The 21384-nt window shown below is 47.7% G+C and carries 21 protein-coding genes; 16 read left to right on the top strand and 5 right to left on the bottom strand.

Annotated features, from left to right (window positions below):
- Window positions 1-141 precede the first annotated feature (141 nt).
- Window positions 142-1185 carry a 23S rRNA (adenine(2503)-C(2))-methyltransferase RlmN gene (gene rlmN, locus EOO50_RS06745; RefSeq protein ID WP_290838859.1) on the top strand — a complete coding sequence of 348 codons (1044 nt, stop codon included), beginning with the start codon at window positions 142-144 and terminating at the stop codon, window positions 1183-1185.
- Window positions 1186-1258: 73 nt separating this feature from the next.
- Here the strand turns inward: rlmN and EOO50_RS06740 are convergent, their stop codons facing one another.
- Window positions 1259-2092, bottom strand: a complete 834-nt coding sequence (locus tag EOO50_RS06740) for a hypothetical protein (RefSeq protein ID WP_290838809.1) — start codon at window positions 2090-2092, stop codon at window positions 1259-1261.
- A 125-nt stretch (window positions 2093-2217) separates the two neighbouring features.
- On the opposite strand from EOO50_RS06740, the gene EOO50_RS06735 reads away from it, so the two are divergent.
- From EOO50_RS06735 to dnaG, 5 genes are all read left to right on the top strand, one after another.
- Complete coding sequence (locus tag EOO50_RS06735) at window positions 2218-3195, top strand: polyprenyl synthetase family protein (protein ID WP_290838808.1); 978 nt, start codon at window positions 2218-2220, stop codon at window positions 3193-3195.
- 125 nt (window positions 3196-3320) lie between these two features.
- The gene (locus EOO50_RS06730; RefSeq protein ID WP_290838806.1) at window positions 3321-3881 is read left to right on the top strand and encodes an RNA polymerase sigma factor; all 561 of its coding nucleotides are present in this window, start codon (window positions 3321-3323) and stop codon (window positions 3879-3881) included.
- On the top strand, window positions 3868-4599 hold the full coding sequence (locus EOO50_RS06725; protein WP_290838805.1) for a hypothetical protein: 732 nt from the start codon (window positions 3868-3870) through the stop codon (window positions 4597-4599). The genes EOO50_RS06730 and EOO50_RS06725 overlap by 14 nt, the downstream gene beginning before the upstream one ends.
- 27 nt (window positions 4600-4626) lie before the next feature.
- Window positions 4627-5676, top strand: coding sequence for a hypothetical protein (locus EOO50_RS06720; protein WP_290838804.1), 1050 nt, complete (start codon window positions 4627-4629; stop codon window positions 5674-5676).
- Between the two features lie 393 nt (window positions 5677-6069).
- The gene (dnaG, locus tag EOO50_RS06715) at window positions 6070-8052 is read left to right on the top strand and encodes a DNA primase (RefSeq protein WP_290838803.1); all 1983 of its coding nucleotides are present in this window, start codon (window positions 6070-6072) and stop codon (window positions 8050-8052) included.
- Here the strand turns inward: dnaG and EOO50_RS06710 are convergent.
- Entirely contained in the window at window positions 8049-8678 is a 630-nt protein-coding gene (locus EOO50_RS06710) for a response regulator transcription factor (protein ID WP_290838802.1), read from the bottom strand. The two genes, dnaG and EOO50_RS06710, sit on opposite strands and share 4 nt — an antisense overlap.
- 89 nt (window positions 8679-8767) lie before the next feature.
- Complete coding sequence (nadE, locus tag EOO50_RS06705; protein ID WP_290838801.1) at window positions 8768-9574, bottom strand: NAD(+) synthase; 807 nt, start codon at window positions 9572-9574, stop codon at window positions 8768-8770.
- Window positions 9575-9635: 61 nt separating this feature from the next.
- Here nadE and gldB point away from each other — a divergent pair, with 61 nt between their 5' ends.
- The 3 genes from gldB to EOO50_RS06690 are packed head-to-tail and all read left to right on the top strand — an operon-like array spanning window position 9636 to window position 11537.
- On the top strand, window positions 9636-10601 hold the full coding sequence (gene gldB / locus EOO50_RS06700) for a gliding motility lipoprotein GldB (protein WP_290838800.1): 966 nt from the start codon (window positions 9636-9638) through the stop codon (window positions 10599-10601).
- Window positions 10594-10929, top strand: a complete 336-nt coding sequence (gene gldC, locus EOO50_RS06695) for a gliding motility protein GldC (RefSeq protein ID WP_290838798.1) — start codon at window positions 10594-10596, stop codon at window positions 10927-10929. Before gldB ends, gldC begins: the two co-directional genes overlap by 8 nt.
- Before the next feature lie 17 nt (window positions 10930-10946).
- Complete coding sequence (locus EOO50_RS06690; protein ID WP_290838797.1) at window positions 10947-11537, top strand: hypothetical protein; 591 nt, start codon at window positions 10947-10949, stop codon at window positions 11535-11537.
- Between the two features lie 132 nt (window positions 11538-11669).
- Here the strand turns inward: EOO50_RS06690 and yihA are convergent, their stop codons facing one another.
- Together yihA and EOO50_RS06680 are read right to left on the bottom strand one after the other, a co-directional pair.
- Window positions 11670-12284, bottom strand: a complete 615-nt coding sequence (gene yihA, locus EOO50_RS06685; protein ID WP_290838796.1) for a ribosome biogenesis GTP-binding protein YihA/YsxC — start codon at window positions 12282-12284, stop codon at window positions 11670-11672.
- Window positions 12285-12435: 151 nt separating this feature from the next.
- The gene (locus EOO50_RS06680; protein ID WP_290838795.1) at window positions 12436-13200 is read right to left on the bottom strand and encodes an alpha/beta hydrolase; all 765 of its coding nucleotides are present in this window, start codon (window positions 13198-13200) and stop codon (window positions 12436-12438) included.
- Window positions 13201-13582: 382 nt separating this feature from the next.
- Here EOO50_RS06680 and mraZ point away from each other — a divergent pair, with 382 nt between their 5' ends.
- From mraZ to murD, 7 genes are read left to right on the top strand one after another with little or no spacing between them, the layout of a single operon-like run.
- Complete coding sequence (gene mraZ, locus EOO50_RS06675; RefSeq protein ID WP_290838794.1) at window positions 13583-14062, top strand: division/cell wall cluster transcriptional repressor MraZ; 480 nt, start codon at window positions 13583-13585, stop codon at window positions 14060-14062.
- Window positions 14037-14945 carry a 16S rRNA (cytosine(1402)-N(4))-methyltransferase RsmH gene (rsmH, locus tag EOO50_RS06670; protein WP_290838793.1) on the top strand — a complete coding sequence of 303 codons (909 nt, stop codon included), beginning with the start codon at window positions 14037-14039 and terminating at the stop codon, window positions 14943-14945. Before mraZ ends, rsmH begins: the two co-directional genes overlap by 26 nt.
- 2 nt (window positions 14946-14947) lie before the next feature.
- The gene (locus EOO50_RS06665; RefSeq protein WP_290838792.1) at window positions 14948-15289 is read left to right on the top strand and encodes an FtsL-like putative cell division protein; all 342 of its coding nucleotides are present in this window, start codon (window positions 14948-14950) and stop codon (window positions 15287-15289) included.
- Window positions 15280-17292, top strand: a complete 2013-nt coding sequence (locus tag EOO50_RS06660; RefSeq protein ID WP_290838791.1) for a penicillin-binding protein — start codon at window positions 15280-15282, stop codon at window positions 17290-17292. The genes EOO50_RS06665 and EOO50_RS06660 overlap by 10 nt, the downstream gene beginning before the upstream one ends.
- On the top strand, window positions 17289-18755 hold the full coding sequence (locus EOO50_RS06655; protein ID WP_290838790.1) for a UDP-N-acetylmuramoyl-L-alanyl-D-glutamate--2,6-diaminopimelate ligase: 1467 nt from the start codon (window positions 17289-17291) through the stop codon (window positions 18753-18755). Before EOO50_RS06660 ends, EOO50_RS06655 begins: the two co-directional genes overlap by 4 nt.
- Before the next feature lie 3 nt (window positions 18756-18758).
- On the top strand, window positions 18759-19994 hold the full coding sequence (gene mraY, locus EOO50_RS06650; protein WP_290838789.1) for a phospho-N-acetylmuramoyl-pentapeptide-transferase: 1236 nt from the start codon (window positions 18759-18761) through the stop codon (window positions 19992-19994).
- Window positions 19995-19997: 3 nt separating this feature from the next.
- Entirely contained in the window at window positions 19998-21371 is a 1374-nt protein-coding gene (gene murD / locus EOO50_RS06645) for a UDP-N-acetylmuramoyl-L-alanine--D-glutamate ligase (protein WP_290838787.1), read from the top strand.
- Window positions 21372-21384 lie beyond the last annotated feature (13 nt).

Below are 21384 nucleotides of genomic sequence, written 5' to 3'. Positions count from 1 at the left end.
TTCACAGTGACAAAACCAATTCGATTTGGCCCGCCTACACAAACGCCTTAAATCCGATTACCATTTTCTACAGGTTTCCCGTCAAAACAGCAAATGTTAACCGCTAAACTCCAAACGCCTAACTTTACCTATCTTTGCACCGTGGAAATCGAAAAGAAAGACATACGCGCATTATCGAAGGAAAAACTCCGCGATTTTTTTGTGGCCAACGGCGACAAGGCGTTTCGTGGCAACCAAGTCTACGAATGGCTTTGGAGTAAGGGCGCGCGCAATTTTGAAGACATGACGAACGTGTCGAAAGATACGCGTTCGATGCTCGAGAAACACTTCGTGATCAACCACATCAAGGTCGATAAGATGCAGCAAAGCGAAGACGGAACGGTAAAGAACGCCGTGCGGCTTCACGACGGTTTGCTTGTTGAATCGGTTTTGATCCCGACCGAGACGCGGACGACGGCTTGTGTTTCGAGTCAGGTCGGATGCTCGCTCGATTGCAATTTCTGCGCGACGGCACGATTGAAACGCATGCGCAATCTGAATCCCGATGAAATCTATGACCAGGTCGTCGAAATTGACCGAGAGAGCCGATTGTACCACAACCGTCCGCTGTCGAACATCGTATTCATGGGAATGGGCGAGCCGCTTATGAATTACCCGAACGTGATGAAGGCGATCGAGAAAATCACGTCGGACGAAGGTTTGGGCATGTCGCCGAAACGCATCACGGTCTCCACTTCGGGCATCCCAAAAATGATCAAGAAACTCGCCGACGACGAAGTGAGATTCAAGCTCGCGGTTTCTTTACATTCGGCGATCGAAGCAACCCGGAACCGCATCATGCCGTTCACGACCAATTTCCCGTTGACCGAACTGCGTGAATCACTTGAATATTGGTATGTGAAAACCAAGAGTCGCGTGACATACGAATATGTGGTTTGGGGCGGAATCAACGACGATAAGGCTTCAATCGACGCGCTCGTCAAATTCTGCAAATACGTACCGTGCAAAGTAAACCTGATTGAATACAACCCGATCGACGACGGAGAATTCCAGCAGGCGTCGGACGAATCGATAAATGCATACATCAAAGCGCTTGAACGTGCCGACATTGTCGCAAAGGTGCGTCGCAGCCGAGGCAAAGACATCGATGCGGCCTGCGGGCAACTCGCCAACAAAGAAGAATAAATTACCTCAATTTACACCATAAAAAAACGCCCCAGTCCTGAGGGCGTTTTTCGTTGAATATAATTAACCTTAATTAATTCAGAGTAATCGTGGTCTCGTTGCCGCCGTTTATGGTCAAAGTGGCGAACCAGTCACAGAGCCCGTCGCCGTAATCGAGCAGCGCGTTGTTCGAATCCGTGGTGAATTCGAGGGTTCCGCTGGCGATGTAGCCGCATTGTACGTTGTAAACCAATGGTGTTCCGATAGTACTCGACCAGCTTCCGTTCGGTCCTGTAGTCGTCCATTGTCCTGAAACCTGATACGTATTGTCGATCCAGTTGAATGGCGTGCCGTAACCTGCGATAAGTTCACGGATGCGATGTCCGGTCCTGTGGTATTCGTTTCCATTCGGATAGGTAACGGTCAAATCGAGGTCGATGTTCGCCACGGTGTGCTGATCCGCCTGTGCGGCCGTGCTTTCCCAAGTAAACGTGACATCGCGAGTTCCCTGGACTAATCGGTCGTTGTGATAGAAATTGTTAAATGTGTAGCTGACATCATAGGACGTCTGGTCGAAATTTGAGCTTCCGCTAACCGTAATTTCGCCTCTTACCGAATTTCCGTTGGCGAGCGAGCAGTTCGAATCCCCAAAATCGATCACGCTCGTCCAGGTTTGGGTAAAGTCGTCAAAAGTAGTGGTTACGGTAGCGCAGGCCGGGAGTAATGCCGTGACGTTATCGGGGCGACCGGCGTTCGCTTCCTGATTTTTGTATTCTTCTTCAGCAATTTGGGAAACATCGTCGGCAATGACGTCCATCTCGGCACTTACTTTGGCGGTTTGCGCGTTAAACACCGGATCGTCTTCACGGTTACAGCCAACGAAAGCGATTGAAAGCGCAGCAACTGCGAGTAAAAATTTAGTTTTCATATTTTTTTGGTTTACGGTTTGGCTTCTAGACGAAACTTTTGGCATTTGGTTTAAGGCGATTAAAAAAAAACGCAACGAATATAACCTTTGAACTTTTACCCGTATCGACTATCTTTGAAAGGTAAATGAACGTCACCGCGCAAATAAAGCAACCCATCCGGCAGGAAATGGAACTTTTCGAAACGAAGTTCTACGAGGCGATGTCTTCACAAGTCGCACTTCTCAACCGCATCACGTATTATATCGTCAATCGGAAAGGCAAGCAAATGCGGCCGATGTTCGTATTTCTCGTCGCCAAAATGGTTTCCGGGAGTGACGTAAACGAACGCACTTATCGGGGCGCTTCGGTCATCGAACTCATACATACGGCAACTTTGGTACACGATGACGTGGTCGATGACAGTAACCGACGCCGCGGATTCTTTTCTATTAACGCGCTTTGGAAGAATAAAATTGCAGTGCTCGTGGGCGATTATTTGCTTTCGAAAGGTTTATTGCTGTCGATCGACAACGGCGACTTCGATTTGCTCAAGATAATTTCGGTCGCGGTCCGTGAAATGAGTGAAGGCGAATTGCTTCAGATAGAAAAGGCGAGAAGGCTCGATATTACTGAAGATGTCTATTACGAAATCATCCGAAAGAAGACTGCGACATTGATCGCTTCCTGCTGCGCGCTCGGAGCCCGTTCGGTTACTGACGATGAAGCCGACGTCGAGAACATGCGCAAGTTCGGAGAACTCATCGGAATGGCGTTCCAGATCAAAGACGACTTGTTCGATTATTCTGAAGAAGCGATCGGGAAACCCACCGGAATCGACATCAAGGAACAAAAAATGACGCTTCCGCTGATCCATGTGTTGAACAATTGTTCGGCAAAGGAAAAAAGTTGGGTGATCAATTCGGTCAAGAACCACAACAAAGACAAGAAGCGCGTCAAGGAAGTCATTAATTTCGTCAAAGAAAAAAACGGATTGGCCTACGCCGAGCAAAAAATGGAAGCTTTTCGCGAAGAAGCGCTCGTGCTGTTGCAAAAATATCCCGAATCGGAGTTCAAAAGTGCGCTCGAACTCATGGTCAATTACGTCATCGAACGAAAAAAATAAAATTTTTATTGACGCGAACCCTTGCAAATAAAGGCTTCGTAAATTATTTCAAAAAATTTTGCCACTTCAATGCAACGCTTTTTTGAAAGCCATCGTCTATGCCAATAGAAACACGCTAAAACATTTTGAAGGTAATCGCATTACATCAGGAGCAACACGAGATCATCGCACTGGCTGTCGAAAACAATCGGCACGCGCAGCAAAAAATCTACTCTCAGTATTCTCCCAAAATGCTCAGCGTTTGCCGACAATACGCAAAAGACATACAGCACGCCGAGGATTTGATGATCACGGCTTTCATGAAAGTGTTCGCGAACCTCAAGAATTTCAAACACGAAGGAAGTTTTGAAGGTTGGATCCGACGCATCATGGTCAACGAATGCATTTCGTGGCTGCGCGTCCAAAAGAAAGTGAGTTTTCTCGACGACCATTATTATGTCGAAGACAGTTTCAACAACATCGAATCAGGATTGAGCGTTGACGACATCCAAAGTTTGATCGACAATTTGCCCGACGGATATAAAATGATTTTTAACCTGTACGCCGTCGAAGGTTACAAACACCGCGAAATCGCCGAGATGTTGGGCATAAACGAAGGCACGTCGAAATCGCAATTGTCGCACGCCCGCCGACTATTGCAGGAACAGGTTTCCAAACTAAAAAATTATCAGTATGGCACGGAATAAAATGGAGAAGGAGTTTGGCGAGAAATTGAATCAACGCGAAATCCAGCCAAGCGGCGCGGCTTGGGACAGGCTTGACGCGATGTTGACCGCAACTGAGGCGCAACCCAAAGTCGTCGCGATCAGACGCAATTACAAATGGTTATATATCGCCGCGGGCTTTTTAGGTTTTTTGTTCATCGGGACGCTGTTTTTCCGTCAAGGAACGGCAACGGCGCCTGATCAAAATACCACAATCGCGACGCAAACGGCTGAGAAACCTGAAGTGCAAGCACCCGCGATAGTCGATTCGGTGACGACGGTGATTCCGAAAGCGCAAATCGCCGCTTCGTCGGGCGGAATCGAAAGTAAGAAACCATCGGTCAGGAAAGTAAAAGCGATAACGCGTTCATCGCAAAAGCAACTGATCGCCGACAACACGATCATCAATCAAAATGAAAAGCAGCCCGAACGTCAACCCGACGCAATCATCAATCAAAAAACGCAGTTGAATCAAGCTGCAACCGGCCCGAACGCTGACGAGCTTCTGGCGGCTGCACAGGCAAAACGCGAGGAAAACAAAGGTTCGGTAAAGGTCAATGCGCGCAGTTTATTGTCGCAGGTAGACAGCCAGGCCGAGGAGAAACTCACGTTGCGCCAAAAAGCACTTCGCGCGCTCAACAAGAATTACCAACAGGTAAAAGTAGCTGTCGAGAACCGCAACCTCGACGAAAACCACTAATCATCATCAATTAAAATCACGAACACCATGAAAAGCGTTATTATTTACGTAGCAATGTCGCTGTGCCTTTTTGTTAGCAAATCGGTCGCGCAGCAAACCTTTGAAGACCGGATCAAAGTCATTTCAGACAAGATCGCGTTGATCACAAAAGAGGAGAAATCGGCTTTGAAAGAAGAAGTCGACGGCGTCAACAAACAACTCGAATCGGGTCAGATCACGTCTGAACAAGCCGATTCGGTGAAACTCGAATTCGCTGAAGTCCGCGCCGCCAACATCGAACGCCGTACGGCCGCCGCGCAGGACGAGCTCAAGAAACTCGTTCAGGAAAAAGTCGAAGGCAAAGTCACCGAGCGCGATTCGACACGCCGTTACCGGTTAATGGCAAGTCCGATGGGCGGTTTCAAAGTAGAAACGAGCACGACGGAACGCGATACGATGAAAGGCGAAAACCGCACGACTTCGCAACTGGTTTTCGCATTCGGTCTCAACCATTTTCTCACCGACGGCGCGATGGCGCATTCCGACTACCGCGTCTGGGGTTCGCATTTCTACGAACTCGGGCTTACGGCGAACACGCGTCTGCTAAAAAACAACAACCTTTTGCACTTGAAATACGGTTTGTCGATGCAATGGAATACCGTTCGCCCGACCGACAACCGTTACTACGAAGAAGTAGGTGAACAGACGTTGCTCGTCGACAGTCCCGTTAACCTTGGCGATTCGCGCTTCAGGAACGTGAACCTCGTGCTGCCGGTACATTTGGAATTCGATTTTTCAGGCAAAGACAAGTACGGACGTTTTTATACGCATGAATCTTTCCGATTCGGCCTCGGCGGATTCGTCGGCGCAAACGTGAAATCGAAACGCGTCATCGAATTCCAGGACGACAACAATAATGAAGTCAACCAAAAAACCGTCGGTGATTACAATGTCAATAATTTCGTGTACGGCTTGAGTGCGTACGTTGGTTACAAGGCCGTGAGTTTGTATTGCAAGTATGATTTACAGCCGGTTTTTGAGGACAATGCGGTCGATCAGAACAACATTTCGTTTGGGGTTCGCTGGGATTTTAATTAGAGTGCCTGAGTGCCTGAGTGCCTGAGTACCTGAGTACCTGAGATCCTGAAAATCGGGTGGTTGAAAGTTAGTTATGAAAGTTGAAACGCTTCGGTTCGATGTTGGAATCGGAGCGTTTTTTTTTTTGGACGATCGGCGTGGACACGAAGACACGAAGTCGCGAAGGCACAAAGGTATATTTTGATTTGTTTGTGTTTTCGATCGGTATGGAAATCTTCAAAAAATTACTGTAGAATTCGAAAACTTCGAGCCTTTGTTCCTTCATGGCTAAAATAATGTTTTGCTGTAAGCGTTTCATCTTCACGTCTAAAAAGAATAACTTTGTATCTTGCCCAAAATGTCAAATATACCGCGAGCCACTCGTTCGACTTTTGACTTTCGACATTCGACAAAATGATCTCAAAAGCCTCCATCGACACCGTTTTCGAAACCGCCCGACTTGAAGAAGTGATCGGTGATTTCGTGCAATTGAAGCGCGCCGGATCGAACTTGAAAGGCCTGAGTCCTTTTACCGATGAGCGTTCGCCTTCATTCATGGTGTCGCCCGTAAAGCAAATCTGGAAGGATTTCTCGTCGGGCAAAGGCGGAAACGTCGTGGCTTTCCTGATGGAACACGAGCATTTCACGTATCCGGAAGCGATCCGTTATCTCGCCAAGAAATACAACATCGAAATCGAGGAAACTGAAAGAACCGACGAGGAAAAAGCATTGATCGATGTTCGCGAAAGCATGTTTTTAGTCTCGGAATACGCCCAAAAATATTTCAACGACATCTTATTGAATTCCGACGAAGGCAAGGCGATCGGGCTTTCGTACTTCAAGGAACGCGGTTTCAACATGGACACCATCAAGAAATTCGGACTCGGTTATTCGCCTGAAAATTGGGACGCGTTCTCGAAGGAAGCGCTCGGGAAAGGCTACAAACTTGAATTCCTCGAAAGCACGGGTTTGACGATCGTGCGTGAAGACGGACGAACCGTCGACCGTTTCCGTCATCGCGTGATGTTTCCGATACACAGCATGTCAGGTCGCGTGCTCGGTTTCGGCGGTCGGATCCTGACGAATGACAAAAAGGTCGCGAAATACCTGAATTCGCCCGAAAGCGATATTTACCACAAGAGTAAAGTTTTGTACGGGATTTTCCAGGCGAAACAATCGATCGCCAAACTCGACAACTGTTTCCTCGTGGAAGGTTATACCGACGTGATCCAATTCAACCAGGCGGGAATCGAAAACGTCGTCTCGTCGTCGGGAACGGCTTTGACGCCTGACCAGATTCGTCTCGTCAGTCGGTTGACCAAAAACATAACGGTGCTTTTCGACGGTGACGCGGCCGGTTTGCGCGCGTCGATCCGAGGCATCGATCTGATCCTCGAGGAAGGCATGAACGTAAAAGTCTGCACGTTCCCTGACGGCGAGGATCCCGATAGTTTCGCGCGCAAAACGCCTCACGAAGAGCTTTTGAAATATCTTGAGACGAATGCCAAGGATTTCATACAGTTCAAGGCGTCGTTGCTCGTTGACGAAGCCCAGAACGATCCCGTGAAGAAAGCCGGATTGATCCGCGATATGGTTACGAGCATTTCGAAGATTCCCGATCGCATCCAGCGCGAAATTTACATCCGCGAATGTGCGCGCATCATGGATATCTCAGAGCAGGTTTTGGTGAGCACGCTCGCACAACTCGTCCAGAAAGATATCGACGACGCGGGCAAGAAACTCAAACAGGACCAAAAGGCGTTTGAAGTCGTCCGTAATACTGAAGAGCCGCAACCACAGGAAAAGGTCGACGTCCAGTACGAACTCGAACGTAAAATCCTTGAAATTCTATTGTTGTACGGAAACCGATCGGAAGAATTCGAAGACGTGGTTTTCCAGGCGAATCCCGAGGGCGAACTCGAAATGGTCAGCATGAAGCGCGAATTCAAAGTGTACGAGCGCGTTTTCCTGAGTTTGCAGGAAGACGAAACCGAACTTGCGAATCCGTTGTTCCGTGAGATTTACAACAATCTGATCGCGTATTACCAGCAGGAGGAGAACTTCGTGATGGAACAATACGTGCAGCAGTTGCCGCCCGAATTCTCGAGCGATGTCACCGATATTCTAATGACCGAAGAGCGCGAAGCCTTGCACAATTGGGAATCGCAGAACATCGTCGTGAAACTCAAGGATCAAACCATCGGGCAATACGTTTCAGAAACCATACTTACATTGCGCTGGTATCTCGTCGATAGGATCATCGAAGAATTGAAAGGGGAAATCTCCCAAGAACCGGAAGCCGATAATTCGGAAACGCTGTCGATGGCCATAGATTACTACAAGCTCATCAGCACGTTCTCAGAAAAACTGGGTAGAGTAATGTCGCGCTATAGTTAAACGATTTCGAGTGTTTTCGCTTTGTTTACAAGATCGACCAAATTGGTCACGTTGAGTTTCGTAAGCAATCTGAGCTTATACGTACTGACGGTTTTTTCGTTGAGGTTCAGGATTTTTGAAATCTCATTGTTTTTCTTCCCGTCGCTCAAGTAACGCAACACCTCGATTTCTCGGTTCGACAATTTGCGGTACAAACGTTCGCTCTTGTTCTGCTTGGCGATAAGCGCGAGGTTTTTCTTGATCGAATCGCTGAGCATGATCGTGCCGTTGTGGACTTTCATGATCGTCACGCCGAGTGTTTCCAGTTTCGCCGATTTGTGCACGAAACCTGAAACGCCTGATTTGATCGCATTCGGCGCATAAATTTGTTCCGAAAGGCTCGTGAAGATGATCACTTTCGTTTTCGGGTTGTTCTTTATAACCGATTTCACCTCGTAAATACTCGTCAATCCGTCGAGCTCAAGGTCGAGGATAAGGATGTCGATTTGTTTGTTTCGCAACGCCTCGGGAATCATAAAGAAGTTTCCGACATTCGAAACAATATTGATCTCAGGGTGATCCTTGAAGTAGGACTTTACCCCAAAGTGCACCACCGGAAAGTTGTCGGCCAAACAAACGTTTATCATAATGCTGGTTTTTAGTGAGTTATACGACTCTTGGGGGTCGGGTAAAAGTAGTTAAAAAATATATATCTTAAAAAAATTATGTTAATTTTTTATCGAAACTCATTTGGGATTTCGCAAACCGGAATCGGCAGCATTTTGTGTTTGTTGGCGCCGTTCAATCGCTTGTAGGTTTCGAATACCGCTTTTTCCCTTCCCGAGAAGTCGCTCGCAGTTTTTCCTTTTTCCGACTCCGACATTGCCCATTCGAGTTCGTCGTAGCTTGCGCCGAGTTGGTCTTCGTCCGACCGGTCGTCGTGGAACAGACCGTCAGTTGGTGGTGCAATTAGAATAGACTCAGGAACTTCGAGGTAAGCGGCCATCGCGCGCACGTCTGATTTCATCAAGTCGGCGATCGGGCTCAAATCCACGCCGCCGTCACCGTACTTCGTATAAAATCCGACTCCGAAATCCTCGACTTTATTTCCGGTTCCCGCGACTAATAAACCGTGGATGCCCGCGAAATAGTACAAGGTCGTCATTCGCAACCTGGCGCGCGTATTTGCAAGCGCCAAAAATAGTTTCGCTTCATCGCCCGAATTCGGAACCGCTTGCTTGAACGTTTCAAACACCGACGTCAGATCGGCGCGATCGTCGCTTACGTTGGGAAACCGCGCCTTGAGTTGCGCGATGTGTTCCTGGGCGCGTGTCACGTGATGAGGCGGTTGATGGATCGGCATTTCGACGCACAACGTCTTAAGCCCGGTCATCGCACACAGCGACGAAGTTACGGCCGAATCGATTCCGCCTGAAATCCCTACAACAAAACCATTGACTTTCGCGTTTTGTGCGTAGGTTTTGAGCCAATTCACGATGAAATCAGCGGTCTTATCGGTTTTAAGAGTGCTTTTTTTGGGCATAAATAACGCTTTTTTCCGGTATATTTGCAGCCGGAATTTCTCACGCTAATTTAATCAACAAATGAAGAAACTTGTTATATTATTTCAGATAATTCTGGTTATAACTGCATGCGAAAACAAGTCGAAAATCGAGAAAGCCGTCGAGGAAGTTCCCGTTGATGTGAAAGTCCATCGCTTCGAGAAGGATTTTTTCGAGTCGAAGCCTGAGGATTTGGCCGAACTCAAACAGGAATATCCGTTCTTTTTCCCGCCGGGATATGAACAGGAAGCCGTTGCCAAACTACAGGATCCGATCTGGAAAGAAGTTTTCACCGAAGTCGAGAAGAAATACGACAATTTCACGCCTGAGCAGGAGAAAATCGAAAACCTTTTCAAGCATATAAAATATTATTTCCCGAACACGAAAGTTCCCGTGATCTATACTATCATCGGAGAAATGGATTACAATACGAAAGTCCTGTACGCTAAGGATACGTTGATCATTTCGCTCGAATTGTACCTCGGGAAAAACCATAAATTCTACACGGGAAGTTTCGACAGTTACATGCGCGATAATTTCGAGCAGAACCAGATTTTGCCTGATATCGTTTCGGCGTGGGCGTTGCCTCGGGTTCCGCCGCCCGACAATACGTTTTTGGCCCAGATGATTTACGCGGGCAAGCAATTGTATCTCAAGGATATTTTCCTGCCCGATTATTCCGATGCCGACAAGATCGGTTACCAACCTGCACAAGCCGCGTGGTGCGCTGAAAACGAAGGCTACATCTGGAGTTATTTCGTCGGAAGTCAATTGTTGTACAGCACTGACCAGAAACTCGTGGAAAGATTCCTCGCTCCGGCTCCTTTTTCAAAGTTCTATCTTGAGATCGATAACGATTCCCCGGGACGAACCGGTGCTTACATCGGATGGCAAATCGTGCGCGCGTACATGGAAACAACCGGCGTTTCGATCCAGGATCTGCTTCGGACCGATGCAAAACAGATATTCGAAAAATCACGTTACAAACCAAAAAAAACAAATGACTAAGCTTAAGAATTCCGAAATAAAAGTTACTATTGCGCTTGACGAAAACCACGTTCCTGAAAAGATGTACTGGTCGGCCCAGGACGGAGGCGTCGTGAACGAACGTGCCAAAGCGATGTTGTTGTCGTTGTGGGATTATAAATCGCAGGAAACTTTGCGAATCGATCTCTGGACGAAAGACATGCCTGTCGACGAAATGAAGAAGTTTTTCCATCAGACGCTTGTCGCGATGTCCGACACGTTCCAACGTGCTACCGACGACGAGAAAATGGCCGATTCCATGCGCGATTTCTGCGAATATTTTGCCGAGAAGATGGAACTGAAGAAGTAACCAAATTCAAAACAAATATGAGAAATTTTACTAAGTTGGGCATGATCGCCCTGGCTTTCGGATTGTTTTCATGCAGCGGCGACGACGCCGGAAATCCCGCGAGCGGAACCTGCGACACGGATGCGCTTTGGTTACAGTCGGGCAAGTTCGTCGAGTACGATCTTGAGCAATTCGGATTTGTGGCCGGGACGATGAAATTGTCGTTCGGAGATTGCAACGGAAACGGATTCGTGACCACGCGTCAAATGATCCAGCCTGACGGAACTGTCGCTTCGACTACGACCGATCTTGTGTTTCAAGACGCAGGTTTCATCAAGAACGATGTCGGGAGCAACGGCGGATACGCGTCGACACTTTACAAACTGAACGCGTCTTTGGGCGATGTTTGGTCAGAAACAAACGACAACGGTTCGGTTATCACGCACGAGGTCGTCGATATCGATTCGACGATAACGGTTCCCGCGGGAACTTTCAATTGCAAAGTGTACAAATACACAAGTTCTACGGCTGTTAACGAGTCGTTCATTTTCTGGAACGATGAGGTCGGGGAAGTAATGGAGGACGCCGGTTTCTTTACGCTTAAGTTAAAGGAACACAATTATAATTAAAAGGAAAGCGGCCGAATGAGCCGCTTTTTTTTTCGATTTTGGGCTAGACCTAACAGGTTTTCAAAACCTGTTAGGTCTTATAAAAATAGCGATTTTTACCCATTAATGAGTACGTGAAAACTACCTCATTTCTTAAAATCCTTCTTTAAAGACTTGTTGGTTCACATCGTCTATGAAGGCGAGCAATTCTTCTTTTCCGACACCATCTTCAGACGAAGTCACGAAGTGTTGCGGCATTTCCTCCCAATTGTTCGCAAGCAATTTCTTTCGGTAATCGGCGACGGCTGAATCGATTTTGGTTTTCCCGATCTTGTCGGCCTTCGTGAAAATGATGCAAAACGGCACCTCGATCGTACCCATGTAATTGATGAATTCCAAGTCGATTTTTTGCGCCTCATGGCGAATGTCAACCAAAACGAACGCGCACGTCAGGTTTTCGCGTTTCTCGAAATAATCGGTTACGAATTTCTGGAAAACGGCTTTCGTAGACTTCGATACTTTCGCATATCCATAACCCGGCAAATCGACCAAAAACCAATTGTTGTTGATTTTAAAGTGATTGATGAGCTGCGTTTTTCCTGGTTTCCCCGAAGTCTTGGCCAGTTTCTTATGATTCGTGATCATGTTGATCAACGACGATTTGCCTACGTTCGATCGGCCGATGAACGCGTATTCCGGAATCGGTTCGTTCGGGCATTTTGAAGCGTCGGAGTTGCTAACTATGAATTCGGCGGTGTTGATTTTCATGAGAAAAATTTGAAAATGAGATAATTTGAAAATTTGAAAATGAGCGATCAGCGCTTAAATAACGAATAGGGAAGAATTGCATCGCGCAAAAGCAAAATCGCTCTTTTGCCGCGAACCCATTTCCAAATTACCCAATTTTCAAATTATCCAATTAAAGATTCTGTTTTTTAAGCCACTCATGCATCAAACGGTTAAACTCATCCGGATGTTCCATCATCGCGGCGTGCCCGCATTTGTCGATCCAATACAAATCGGAATGAGGCAAAAGCTGGTGAAATTCCTCGGCGACCTCAGGCGGTGTGACTTTGTCGTTCGCGCCCCAGATCAAGCACGTATGCACATGCATTTTGGGCAAATCCTTGGCCATGTTATGACGGATCGCGCTCTTGGCGATCGTAAGCGTTTTTATCAATTTGATGCGGTCGTTGGCGACATCGTAGACTTCTTCGACCAATTCAGGCGTCGCGATTTTCGGGTCATAGAAAACTTCCTCGGCTTTCTTCTGGATGTAATCGCGGTCGCCACGGCGTGGATAACTGTCGCCCATCGCGCTTTCATACAAACCTGAACTTCCAGTCAGGATCAAACCCGACATTTTCTCGGGATACATTTTCGCGTGGTACAAGGCAATGTGTCCGCCAAGCGAATTTCCAAGCAAAATCACGCGATCGAAACCTTTGTACGTGATGAAATCCTTGACCCAACGCGCGAACGCTTTTACATTGGTCTTGAGGATGTTTTGCGTGTACAACGGCAATTCAGGAATCACGACTTTATAACCGTGTTTAGGGAAATAATCGTAAACGCCGCCAAAATTGCTCAGGCCGCCCATTAACCCGTGGAGTACGATGATCGGCGTGCCTTCGCCGCTTTCAGTGTATTTGTATTTTCCTTCCTTGATAAGATCGTTATCCATTGAATGCTTTATTGTCTAGGTGCTGCAAAGATAGCAGTTTATATGTTAAGCTATTGTTTTTTTGGTTTGCCACCGAATGTAGTTTCAGAAGAATGACAATCAGTCAATTATCAACATTTCTCCCACGGTTTTTGGGCGTTCTGACGTCGGGCGCAAATTCGGGAATCCGTAAAATTCGCACGTGGTTTTAACGTCAATCCGAAATTAATTTTTAAAAACTTTTAAATTCTTAATAAATCGTTAATGAATTTAAAGTCTTGCAGTTGGGTGGTTTTGGGCGGCAGGGTTACAAAATGGTTAAAACTTATCAACAAGTGGGTGAAAATGGAAAAATGTGGGAAATTTTATTATATTTTTGTTCCAATCAAATCCAAAACTGCAGTTGGAGGCAATAATCGGAACATACGAATGTAAAGCAGACGACAAAGGACGGCTCACGTTGCCGGCGCCTTTGAAGAAGCAAATGGCGGCGTCGCTTCAGGATGGTTTTGTCCTGAAACGTTCGGTTTTCCAGCCATGCCTCGAGCTGTATCCGATGAGTGAATGGAATGCGATGATGCAAAAGATCAACAAACTCAATCGGTTCGTGAAGAAGAACAACGACTTCATCCGACGTTTTACAGCCGGAGTGAAAATGGTCGAGATCGATGCCGCAGGACGCTTGCTTATCGCCAAAGACTTGCAGCAGTTCGCACAGATCAAACCAAAAAGCGACATCGTTTTGTCGTCGGCGGTGAACATCGTAGAGATTTGGGATAAGGATTTATATGAGAAATCATTAGATAACAGTGAAATAGATTTTGCCGATCTGGCCGAAGATGTAATGGGAAACATGAATGATGGCGACAATGGAATATCATAACCCGGTACTGCTCAAAGAAACCGTCGACGGACTTGATATAAAGCCCGACGGCATCTACGTCGATGTCACTTTTGGCGGCGGCGGACATTCGCGCGAGATCATGAAACGCCTCGGGCCGAACGGAAAACTGTTCGCTTTCGACCAGGATCTCGACGCTCTTGAAAATGCGCTCGACGACGAACGTTTCACGTTGATCCACGAAAATTTCCAGTTCATCAAACGCTTCCTTCGTTTCCACGGCGTGAAAGCTGTTGATGGAATCTTGGCCGACTTAGGTGTTTCATCTCACCAGTTCGACGTTCCCGAACGCGGTTTCTCAACCCGTTTCGACGCCGTCTTGGACATGCGAATGAACCAAAAAGGCGACCTCGACGCGTTCAAAGTCGTCAACACTTACGATGAAGCGAACCTGCGCAGGGTTTTCTTCGATTACGGCGAATTGAAGAACGCGCCCGTGATCGCCAGAACGCTTATCGAAGCCCGCGAAGTGCAGCCCGTGCGCAACACCGAGCAACTCAAACTTGTATTACACCGCTTTTTGCCCGCACATAAGAGCAATAAAATCCTGGCGCAAATCTATCAGGCGATCCGCATTGAAGTGAACCAGGAAATGGACGTTTTGAAGGCTTTCCTGGAGCAATCGCTCGAAATCCTCAAACCCGGCGGTCGTCTCAGCGTGATCTCGTATCACTCTTTGGAAGACCGCTTGGTGAAACGTTACATGAAAAACGGAATGTTCGAAGGAGAACCGGAACGCGACATGTTCGGGAATTTTTCGGTTCCGTTCAAAGCCGTCGGAAAACTCATCGTGCCTGACGACGCCGAAATCAAGTCGAACAACCGCGCCCGCAGTGCAAAACTGCGCATAGCTGAAAAGATCTAGCCATGAACGTTTACAGCATTCTTAAGGCGAGATACCTGATTAACGAAGACGCGACCAGGAATTGGCGCTTCATCGTGTTTTTGATAACGCTGGCCATCATCATGATCGCCAACACGCAATGGTACGAGAAGAAAGTGTTCCGAATCGTGGCATTGACGACTGAAGTAAAGGAGTTGCGCTCCGAATTCGTAGACCGACGTTCGGAACTCATGCAGCTCAAAATGGAATCGACGGTTTCGCAAAAAATGGAAGAAAGAGGAATCGTGCCATCGCCGGTTCCGCCAACGAAAATAAAAGTCAAAAAAACTGAGGAGAAAGGTTTCTTCGAAAGATTATGGCAGTAGACGAAAAAAATATCTCTTACCGAATCTACTTGTTCGCCTTCGCGATTTTCGTGATGGCGGTCGCTATTTCGATAAAACTCACCAACATCCAATGGGTCGAGGGCGCGTATTATCGGAAATTGGCGAAAGAGCGCACGGTCAAGGATTTCGTCATTCCGGCCAACAAAGGAAATATTTATTCGGCCGACGGAAGTCTGCTCGCTACTTCGATCCCGAACTACGACATCCGCTTCGATGCGGTCGCTCCGAAACAGGAAGATTTTAAGGCGAACGTAGACGGTCTCGCCGATTCGTTGTCGGTTCTGCTCGGACAACCAAAAAGCTATTACCTCGCGGGATTGACAAAGGCGCGCAATACGAAAAGCCGCTATTACCTGATCGCGAAGAATTTGAGTTTCACCGAATATATGCGCATCAAATCGTTTCCGCTTTTCAAGAAAGGCGCGTTCAAAGGCGGCATCATCACCGAGCAATACACGATTCGCGAACATCCGATCGGTATGATTGCAAAACGCACGATCGGTTATGACGTGATGCGACCTGACGGAAAACCCGACGGCAAAGGCATCGAATGGGCGTATCGCAAATATCTGAACGGCAAAGACGGTCGTATCCTCAAGCAGAAAATCGCGAAAGGCCAATGGAAGCCGATCCGCGACGTGAATGAAGTCGATCCCCAGGACGGTTACGACATCATTTCAACGATCGACGTCTACATCCAGGACATCGCGCACCACGCGCTTCTCAAACAATTGCAGGAATACGATGCCGATCACGGTTGCGTCGTCGTCATGGAAACGAAAACCGGATACGTGAAGGCGATCGCGAACCTCGGTCGGAACAAGAAAGAAGACAGCACCTATTACGAACGCGTGAATTATGCAGTTTCTGAGGCGCACGAACCGGGATCGACGTACAAACTCGCCGATCTGATGGCGCTTTTCGAAGACAAGAAAGCCGATACGTCAGACATCTACGACAGCCGCGGCGGTGATTTCACGATCAGAGGCAAGCACGTCCGCGATTCTCACGAAGGCGGTTACGGAAAAATCTCACTCGGGCGCGGTTTCGAACAATCGTCGAATACGGTTTTGGTACAGGCGGTCTACAATGCCTACAAAGACAATCCGATGCAATTCGTGGATCATCTCGATGCGTTCGGACTCAACAAAAAACTTGGATTGCCTTTCGAGGGCGAAGGAACGCCGTTCATTCCGCACAAAGGCGGCAAAAACTGGAGCGCGATCGCGATGCCTTGGATGGCGTTCGGTTACGGTGTCGCAATCACGCCATTGCAAACCCTGACATATTACAACGCCGTGGCGAACAATGGGGAAATGGTCAAGCCGCAGTTCATTTCAGAGATCCGAGAGTGGAACAAGACGATCAAGAAATTCGACAAGAAGGTAATCAACCCGAAAATCTGTTCGGACGAAACGACCAAGAAACTTCAAGCCTGCCTCGAGAACGTCGTCAAAAGAGGAACGGCTAAAAAGTTGTACTCCAAGAGTTTCCCGATGGCGGGAAAAACGGGAACGGCCGCGGCCAATTACAACAAGAACGATGGCACGAACAAACATTACGTGTCGTCATTCGTGGGTTATTTTCCGGCGAATGATCCAAAGTATTCTGTGATCGTCGTCGTCCATGAACCGAATACATCGAAGAACAATTATTACGGTGCCGATGTCGCCGGACCTGTGTTCAAGCGCATCGCCCAGAAAATTTTCACCGACGCGCCTTCGACGAACGAGATCAGGAACATCGAACGCAAGAACAAAGTACAGGAAGCCAACTTCAACGATTACTACACGAAAACGCAGAACACGAAAGCCAAAACCATCCCGAACGTGAAAGGAATGTCTGGAATGGATGCCGTCGCGCTTCTAGGAAATCTTGGTGTGAAAGTAAAAGTAACCGGAGTAGGGAAAGTGAAAAAACAATCGATCGAGCCGGGACAGAATTTCGGTGAGAACGACGTGATTATCCTTGAATTATCATGACGCAGTTAAAAGATTTATTGTACAAAGTGTCGATCGAAGCCGTGAAAGGTTCGACCGAAATCGCAGTGCGCAACATCGATTTCGATTCACGCAACATTGGCGAGGACGACGTTTTCGTTGCGATCCGCGGTTCGGTTTCAAACGGTCATGATTTCATTGAAAAGGCGATCAACCAAGGTGCGACGGCCATCGTTTGCGATTCGTTTCCCGATGTGATCGTAAACGGCATCACGTACATACAAGTCAAGGATACGAACAAAGCGCTCGCGTTTATGGCGGCGAATTTCTACGGCGATCCGTCGCACAACCTGAAACTCGTGGGCATCACGGGCACGAACGGGAAAACCACGATCGCGTCTTTGCTGTACCAACTTTTCAAGAAAGCAGGTTTCAAGGCGGGATTGATTTCGACCGTGAAAATCCTTGTAGATGAAATCGAATACAAAGCGACGCACACGACGCCGGATTCGCTCACGATCAATAAATACCTGCGTGAAATGGTCGATGCGGGCGTTGACTTCTGTTTCATGGAAGTTTCATCGCACGGGATCCATCAAAAACGCACCGAAGGTCTGCAATTCGCGGGCGGCGTTTTCACGAATCTGTCGCACGACCATTTGGATTACCACGATACGTTCGCCGAATACCGAGACGTGAAAAAAGCGTTTTTCGACAATTTGCCGCGCAATGCGTTCGCGCTTACGAACATCGACGACAAGAACGGTCTGGTCATGTTGCAGAATACGATCGCGAAAAAATTGACGTACGCGCTACGGACATACGCCGATTATCGCGCGCAGATCCTCGAAAACCAATTGTCGGGTTTGTTGCTCAAGATCAACGAAAGCGAGGTTTGGGTGCGACTTATCGGGACATTCAACGCGTATAATTTGCTTGCGATTTACGGAACCGCGGTCAATCTCGGTTTGGAAGAGCTCGAAGTTTTGAGGTTGCTGTCGGAAGTTGAAAGTGTTTCGGGCCGATTCCAGTTCATCGTTTCGGACGACATGCAGATCACGGCCATCGTCGATTACGCGCACACGCCCGACGCTTTGGAAAACGTGCTCAAGACGATAAACGACATCCGTACCAAAAACGAACAACTCATCACGGTCGTGGGCTGTGGCGGCGATCGCGATAAGACGAAGCGTCCGATCATGGCAAACATCGCCACGAGCATGAGCGACAAAGTGATTTTGACGAGTGACAATCCGCGCAGCGAAGATCCCGACATGATCATCAGTGAAATGGAGAAAGGCGTGCAACCGCAACATTACAAGAAAACCGTCGCGATGACCGACAGGAAGCAAGCCATCAAGCTCGCGTGTCAACTCGCAGGTCCAAAAGATATCATCCTGATTGCAGGGAAAGGACATGAAACGTATCAGGAAATCAAAGGCGTGCGCTACGATTTCGACGATATGGCGACCGTAAAAGAACTGTTGGAACAACTCAATAAATAAGCGATGCTGTACTACTTATTCGAATATTTAGACAAACACATGAACGTTCCGGGCACGGGCGTTTTCCAGTATATCACGTTCCGATCGGGGCTTGCGGTATTGTTGTCGTTGCTCATCTCGACGATATACGGTAAAAAGATCATCAACTTTTTGCGCAACCAACAAGTAGGCGAAACCGTTCGTGAGCTCGGGCTTGAAGGCCAGACTCAAAAAGCCGGAACGCCGACGATGGGAGGATTGATCATCATCATCGCGACGTTGATCCCGGTTTTGTTGCTCGCCAAACTCAACAACATTTATATCGTGTTGCTTATCGTGACGACGCTTTGGATGGGAACCATCGGATTCATCGACGATTACATAAAAATCTTTAAGAAAGACAAACAAGGCTTGAAAGGCATTTTCAAGGTTATCGGACAAGTCGGCTTAGGCTTGATCGTAGGTTCGGTCTTGTATTTCGATCCGGGAGTTACGGTTCGCACCGATACGCAGTTCACGAATGTTTTCGCGACCCAAAATCCGACGGAAACACGCGTATATCCGGCGCCTGTCGAAGAAAAATCAACAACGACGACGATTCCGTTTTTCAAGAACAACGAAATGGATTACGCCGAATTGCTCGCCTGGACGGGCGAAGGCTACCAAAATTGGGCATGGCTCGTTTTCATTCCGATCGTGATTTTCATCATCACGGCGGTATCGAACGGCGCGAATTTGACCGACGGCATCGACGGGCTCGCAGCGGGAACATCGGCGATATCGGTACTCGCACTCGGGATTTTCACGTTCGTATCGGGAAATATCATTTTCTCGAATTACCTCAATATCATGTACATCCCGAATTCGGGCGAAATGACGGTTTATATCGCGGCTTTCGTGGGTGCGCTCATCGGGTTCCTGTGGTACAATTCGTATCCCGCGGCCGTATTCATGGGCGACACGGGAAGTTTGACGATCGGCGGAATCATCGCGGTTTTGGCGATTGCGGTTCGAAAAGAATTGATGATTCCATTGATCTGCGGGATTTTCCTCGTCGAGAATTTCTCGGTCGTGCTTCAGGTAAGTTATTTCAAGTGGACGAAGAAACGATATGGCGAAGGCCGACGGATTTTCCTCATGTCGCCACTTCATCATCACTATCAAAAGAAAGGCTACCACGAAAGCAAGATCGTGACGCGGTTCTGGATCACGGGAATCTTGCTGGCCATTTTGGCGATCGTAACGCTAAAACTCCGATAGTCGATGAGTCCGAAAAAGAACGATGACGAGAAAAAGCACGAGCAAAAAAGACTTGTGATTTTAGGCGGAGGCGAAAGCGGCGTCGGAACGGCAATCCTCGGCAAGAAACAAGGTTATGAGGTTTTCGTGTCGGACGGATCGAAAATCAAGAACAATTACAAGGAAGTACTGCTTCTGAATAAAATAAAATTTGAAGACGAAGGTCACACCGAAGAGAAAATCCTCAACGCCGACGTCGTCATGAAAAGCCCCGGAATTCCCGACAAGGCCGACATCGTCAAGAAGTTGCACAAGAAGAAAATCCCAGTGATTTCTGAGATCGAGTTCACGTCGAAATACGCCAAAGGGAAAACCATCGGGATTACCGGAAGCAACGGCAAGACGACCACGACGATGTTGACGCATTGGCTTTTGAAAAGCGGCGGTCTGAACGTTGGCATCGGGGGAAACATCGGAAAGAGTTTCGCGTGGCAGGTCGCCGAGGACAATTACGATTATTACGTGCTCGAGCTTTCAAGTTTCCAGCTCGACGGAATCGTGAAATACGCGCCTCACATCGCGGTCATCACGAACATCAGTCCCGATCATTTGGACCGATATGAATACAAATACGAAAAGTACATCGATGCCAAATTCCGCATCACGATGAACCAGACGAAAGACGATTACCTGATTTATGACGCCGACGACGAAGCGATTCAGAACTGGCTCAAGAACAACAAAATAAAAGCACAATTAATTCCTTTCTCTCTGACCCAAAAGTTCGAAAAAGGCGCCTACTTAAACGAAAACAAAATGGAAATCAACATCAACGAAGAAGAATTCATCATGGAAACCGGAGACATTGCGCTTGAAGGCAAGCACAATCTCAAGAATGCCATGGCAGCGGCTTCGGTCGCCAAGCTCATGCAGATCCGAAAAGCCACGATCCGCGAAAGCCTCGCGAATTTCCAGGGCGTGGAGCACCGACTCGAAAAAGTGTTGAAGATCCAGAACGTGCAATACATAAACGATTCGAAGGCCACGAATGTCAACGCGACATTTTACGCGCTCGATTCGATGACTTCGCCTACGGTTTGGATCGTGGGTGGCGTCGATAAAGGAAACGACTACGCTGATTTGATGCCGCTTGTGCGCGAAAAAGTAAAGTCGATCATTTGCCTTGGTGTCGACAATAAGAAAATCATCGATGCCTTCGGGAACGTGGTCGATATGATGGTCGAAGTCGACAACATGACCGACGCGGTCCGTACGGCTTCTCACCTCGCTGAAAAAGGCGATGCGGTTTTGCTGTCACCGGCTTGCGCGAGTTTTGACTTGTTTGAAAATTATGAGGATAGAGGGAAGCAGTTTAAGAATGCGGTTCAGAATCTTTAAGAGTGCCTGAGAA

Origin of the sequence: Flavobacterium sp., assembly GCF_004211145.1 — a bacterium.
Classification (GTDB): domain Bacteria; phylum Bacteroidota; class Bacteroidia; order Flavobacteriales; family Flavobacteriaceae; genus Flavobacterium.
This window is presented reverse-complemented; position numbering and strand designations above follow the sequence as displayed.

Excerpts from the sequence above, each read along its gene's own strand:
- EOO50_RS06740 (WP_290838809.1), bottom strand. The coding sequence starts at position 2,092 with ATGAAAACTAAATTTTTACTCGCAGTTGCTGCGCTTTCAATCGCTTTC.
- EOO50_RS06735 (WP_290838808.1), top strand. The coding sequence starts at position 2,218 with ATGAACGTCACCGCGCAAATAAAGCAACCCATCCGGCAGGAAATGGAA.
- EOO50_RS06725 (WP_290838805.1), top strand. The coding sequence starts at position 3,868 with ATGGCACGGAATAAAATGGAGAAGGAGTTTGGCGAGAAATTGAATCAA.
- EOO50_RS06720 (WP_290838804.1), top strand. The coding sequence starts at position 4,627 with ATGAAAAGCGTTATTATTTACGTAGCAATGTCGCTGTGCCTTTTTGTT.
- dnaG (WP_290838803.1), top strand. The coding sequence starts at position 6,070 with ATGATCTCAAAAGCCTCCATCGACACCGTTTTCGAAACCGCCCGACTT.
- EOO50_RS06710 (WP_290838802.1), bottom strand. The coding sequence starts at position 8,678 with ATGATAAACGTTTGTTTGGCCGACAACTTTCCGGTGGTGCACTTTGGG.
- nadE (WP_290838801.1), bottom strand. The coding sequence starts at position 9,574 with ATGCCCAAAAAAAGCACTCTTAAAACCGATAAGACCGCTGATTTCATC.
- gldB (WP_290838800.1), top strand. The coding sequence starts at position 9,636 with ATGAAGAAACTTGTTATATTATTTCAGATAATTCTGGTTATAACTGCA.
- gldC (WP_290838798.1), top strand. The coding sequence starts at position 10,594 with ATGACTAAGCTTAAGAATTCCGAAATAAAAGTTACTATTGCGCTTGAC.
- EOO50_RS06690 (WP_290838797.1), top strand. The coding sequence starts at position 10,947 with ATGAGAAATTTTACTAAGTTGGGCATGATCGCCCTGGCTTTCGGATTG.
- yihA (WP_290838796.1), bottom strand. The coding sequence starts at position 12,284 with ATGAAAATCAACACCGCCGAATTCATAGTTAGCAACTCCGACGCTTCA.
- EOO50_RS06680 (WP_290838795.1), bottom strand. The coding sequence starts at position 13,200 with ATGGATAACGATCTTATCAAGGAAGGAAAATACAAATACACTGAAAGC.
- rsmH (WP_290838793.1), top strand. The coding sequence starts at position 14,037 with ATGATGGCGACAATGGAATATCATAACCCGGTACTGCTCAAAGAAACC.
- EOO50_RS06665 (WP_290838792.1), top strand. The coding sequence starts at position 14,948 with ATGAACGTTTACAGCATTCTTAAGGCGAGATACCTGATTAACGAAGAC.
- EOO50_RS06660 (WP_290838791.1), top strand. The coding sequence starts at position 15,280 with ATGGCAGTAGACGAAAAAAATATCTCTTACCGAATCTACTTGTTCGCC.
- EOO50_RS06655 (WP_290838790.1), top strand. The coding sequence starts at position 17,289 with ATGACGCAGTTAAAAGATTTATTGTACAAAGTGTCGATCGAAGCCGTG.
- mraY (WP_290838789.1), top strand. The coding sequence starts at position 18,759 with ATGCTGTACTACTTATTCGAATATTTAGACAAACACATGAACGTTCCG.
- murD (WP_290838787.1), top strand. The coding sequence starts at position 19,998 with ATGAGTCCGAAAAAGAACGATGACGAGAAAAAGCACGAGCAAAAAAGA.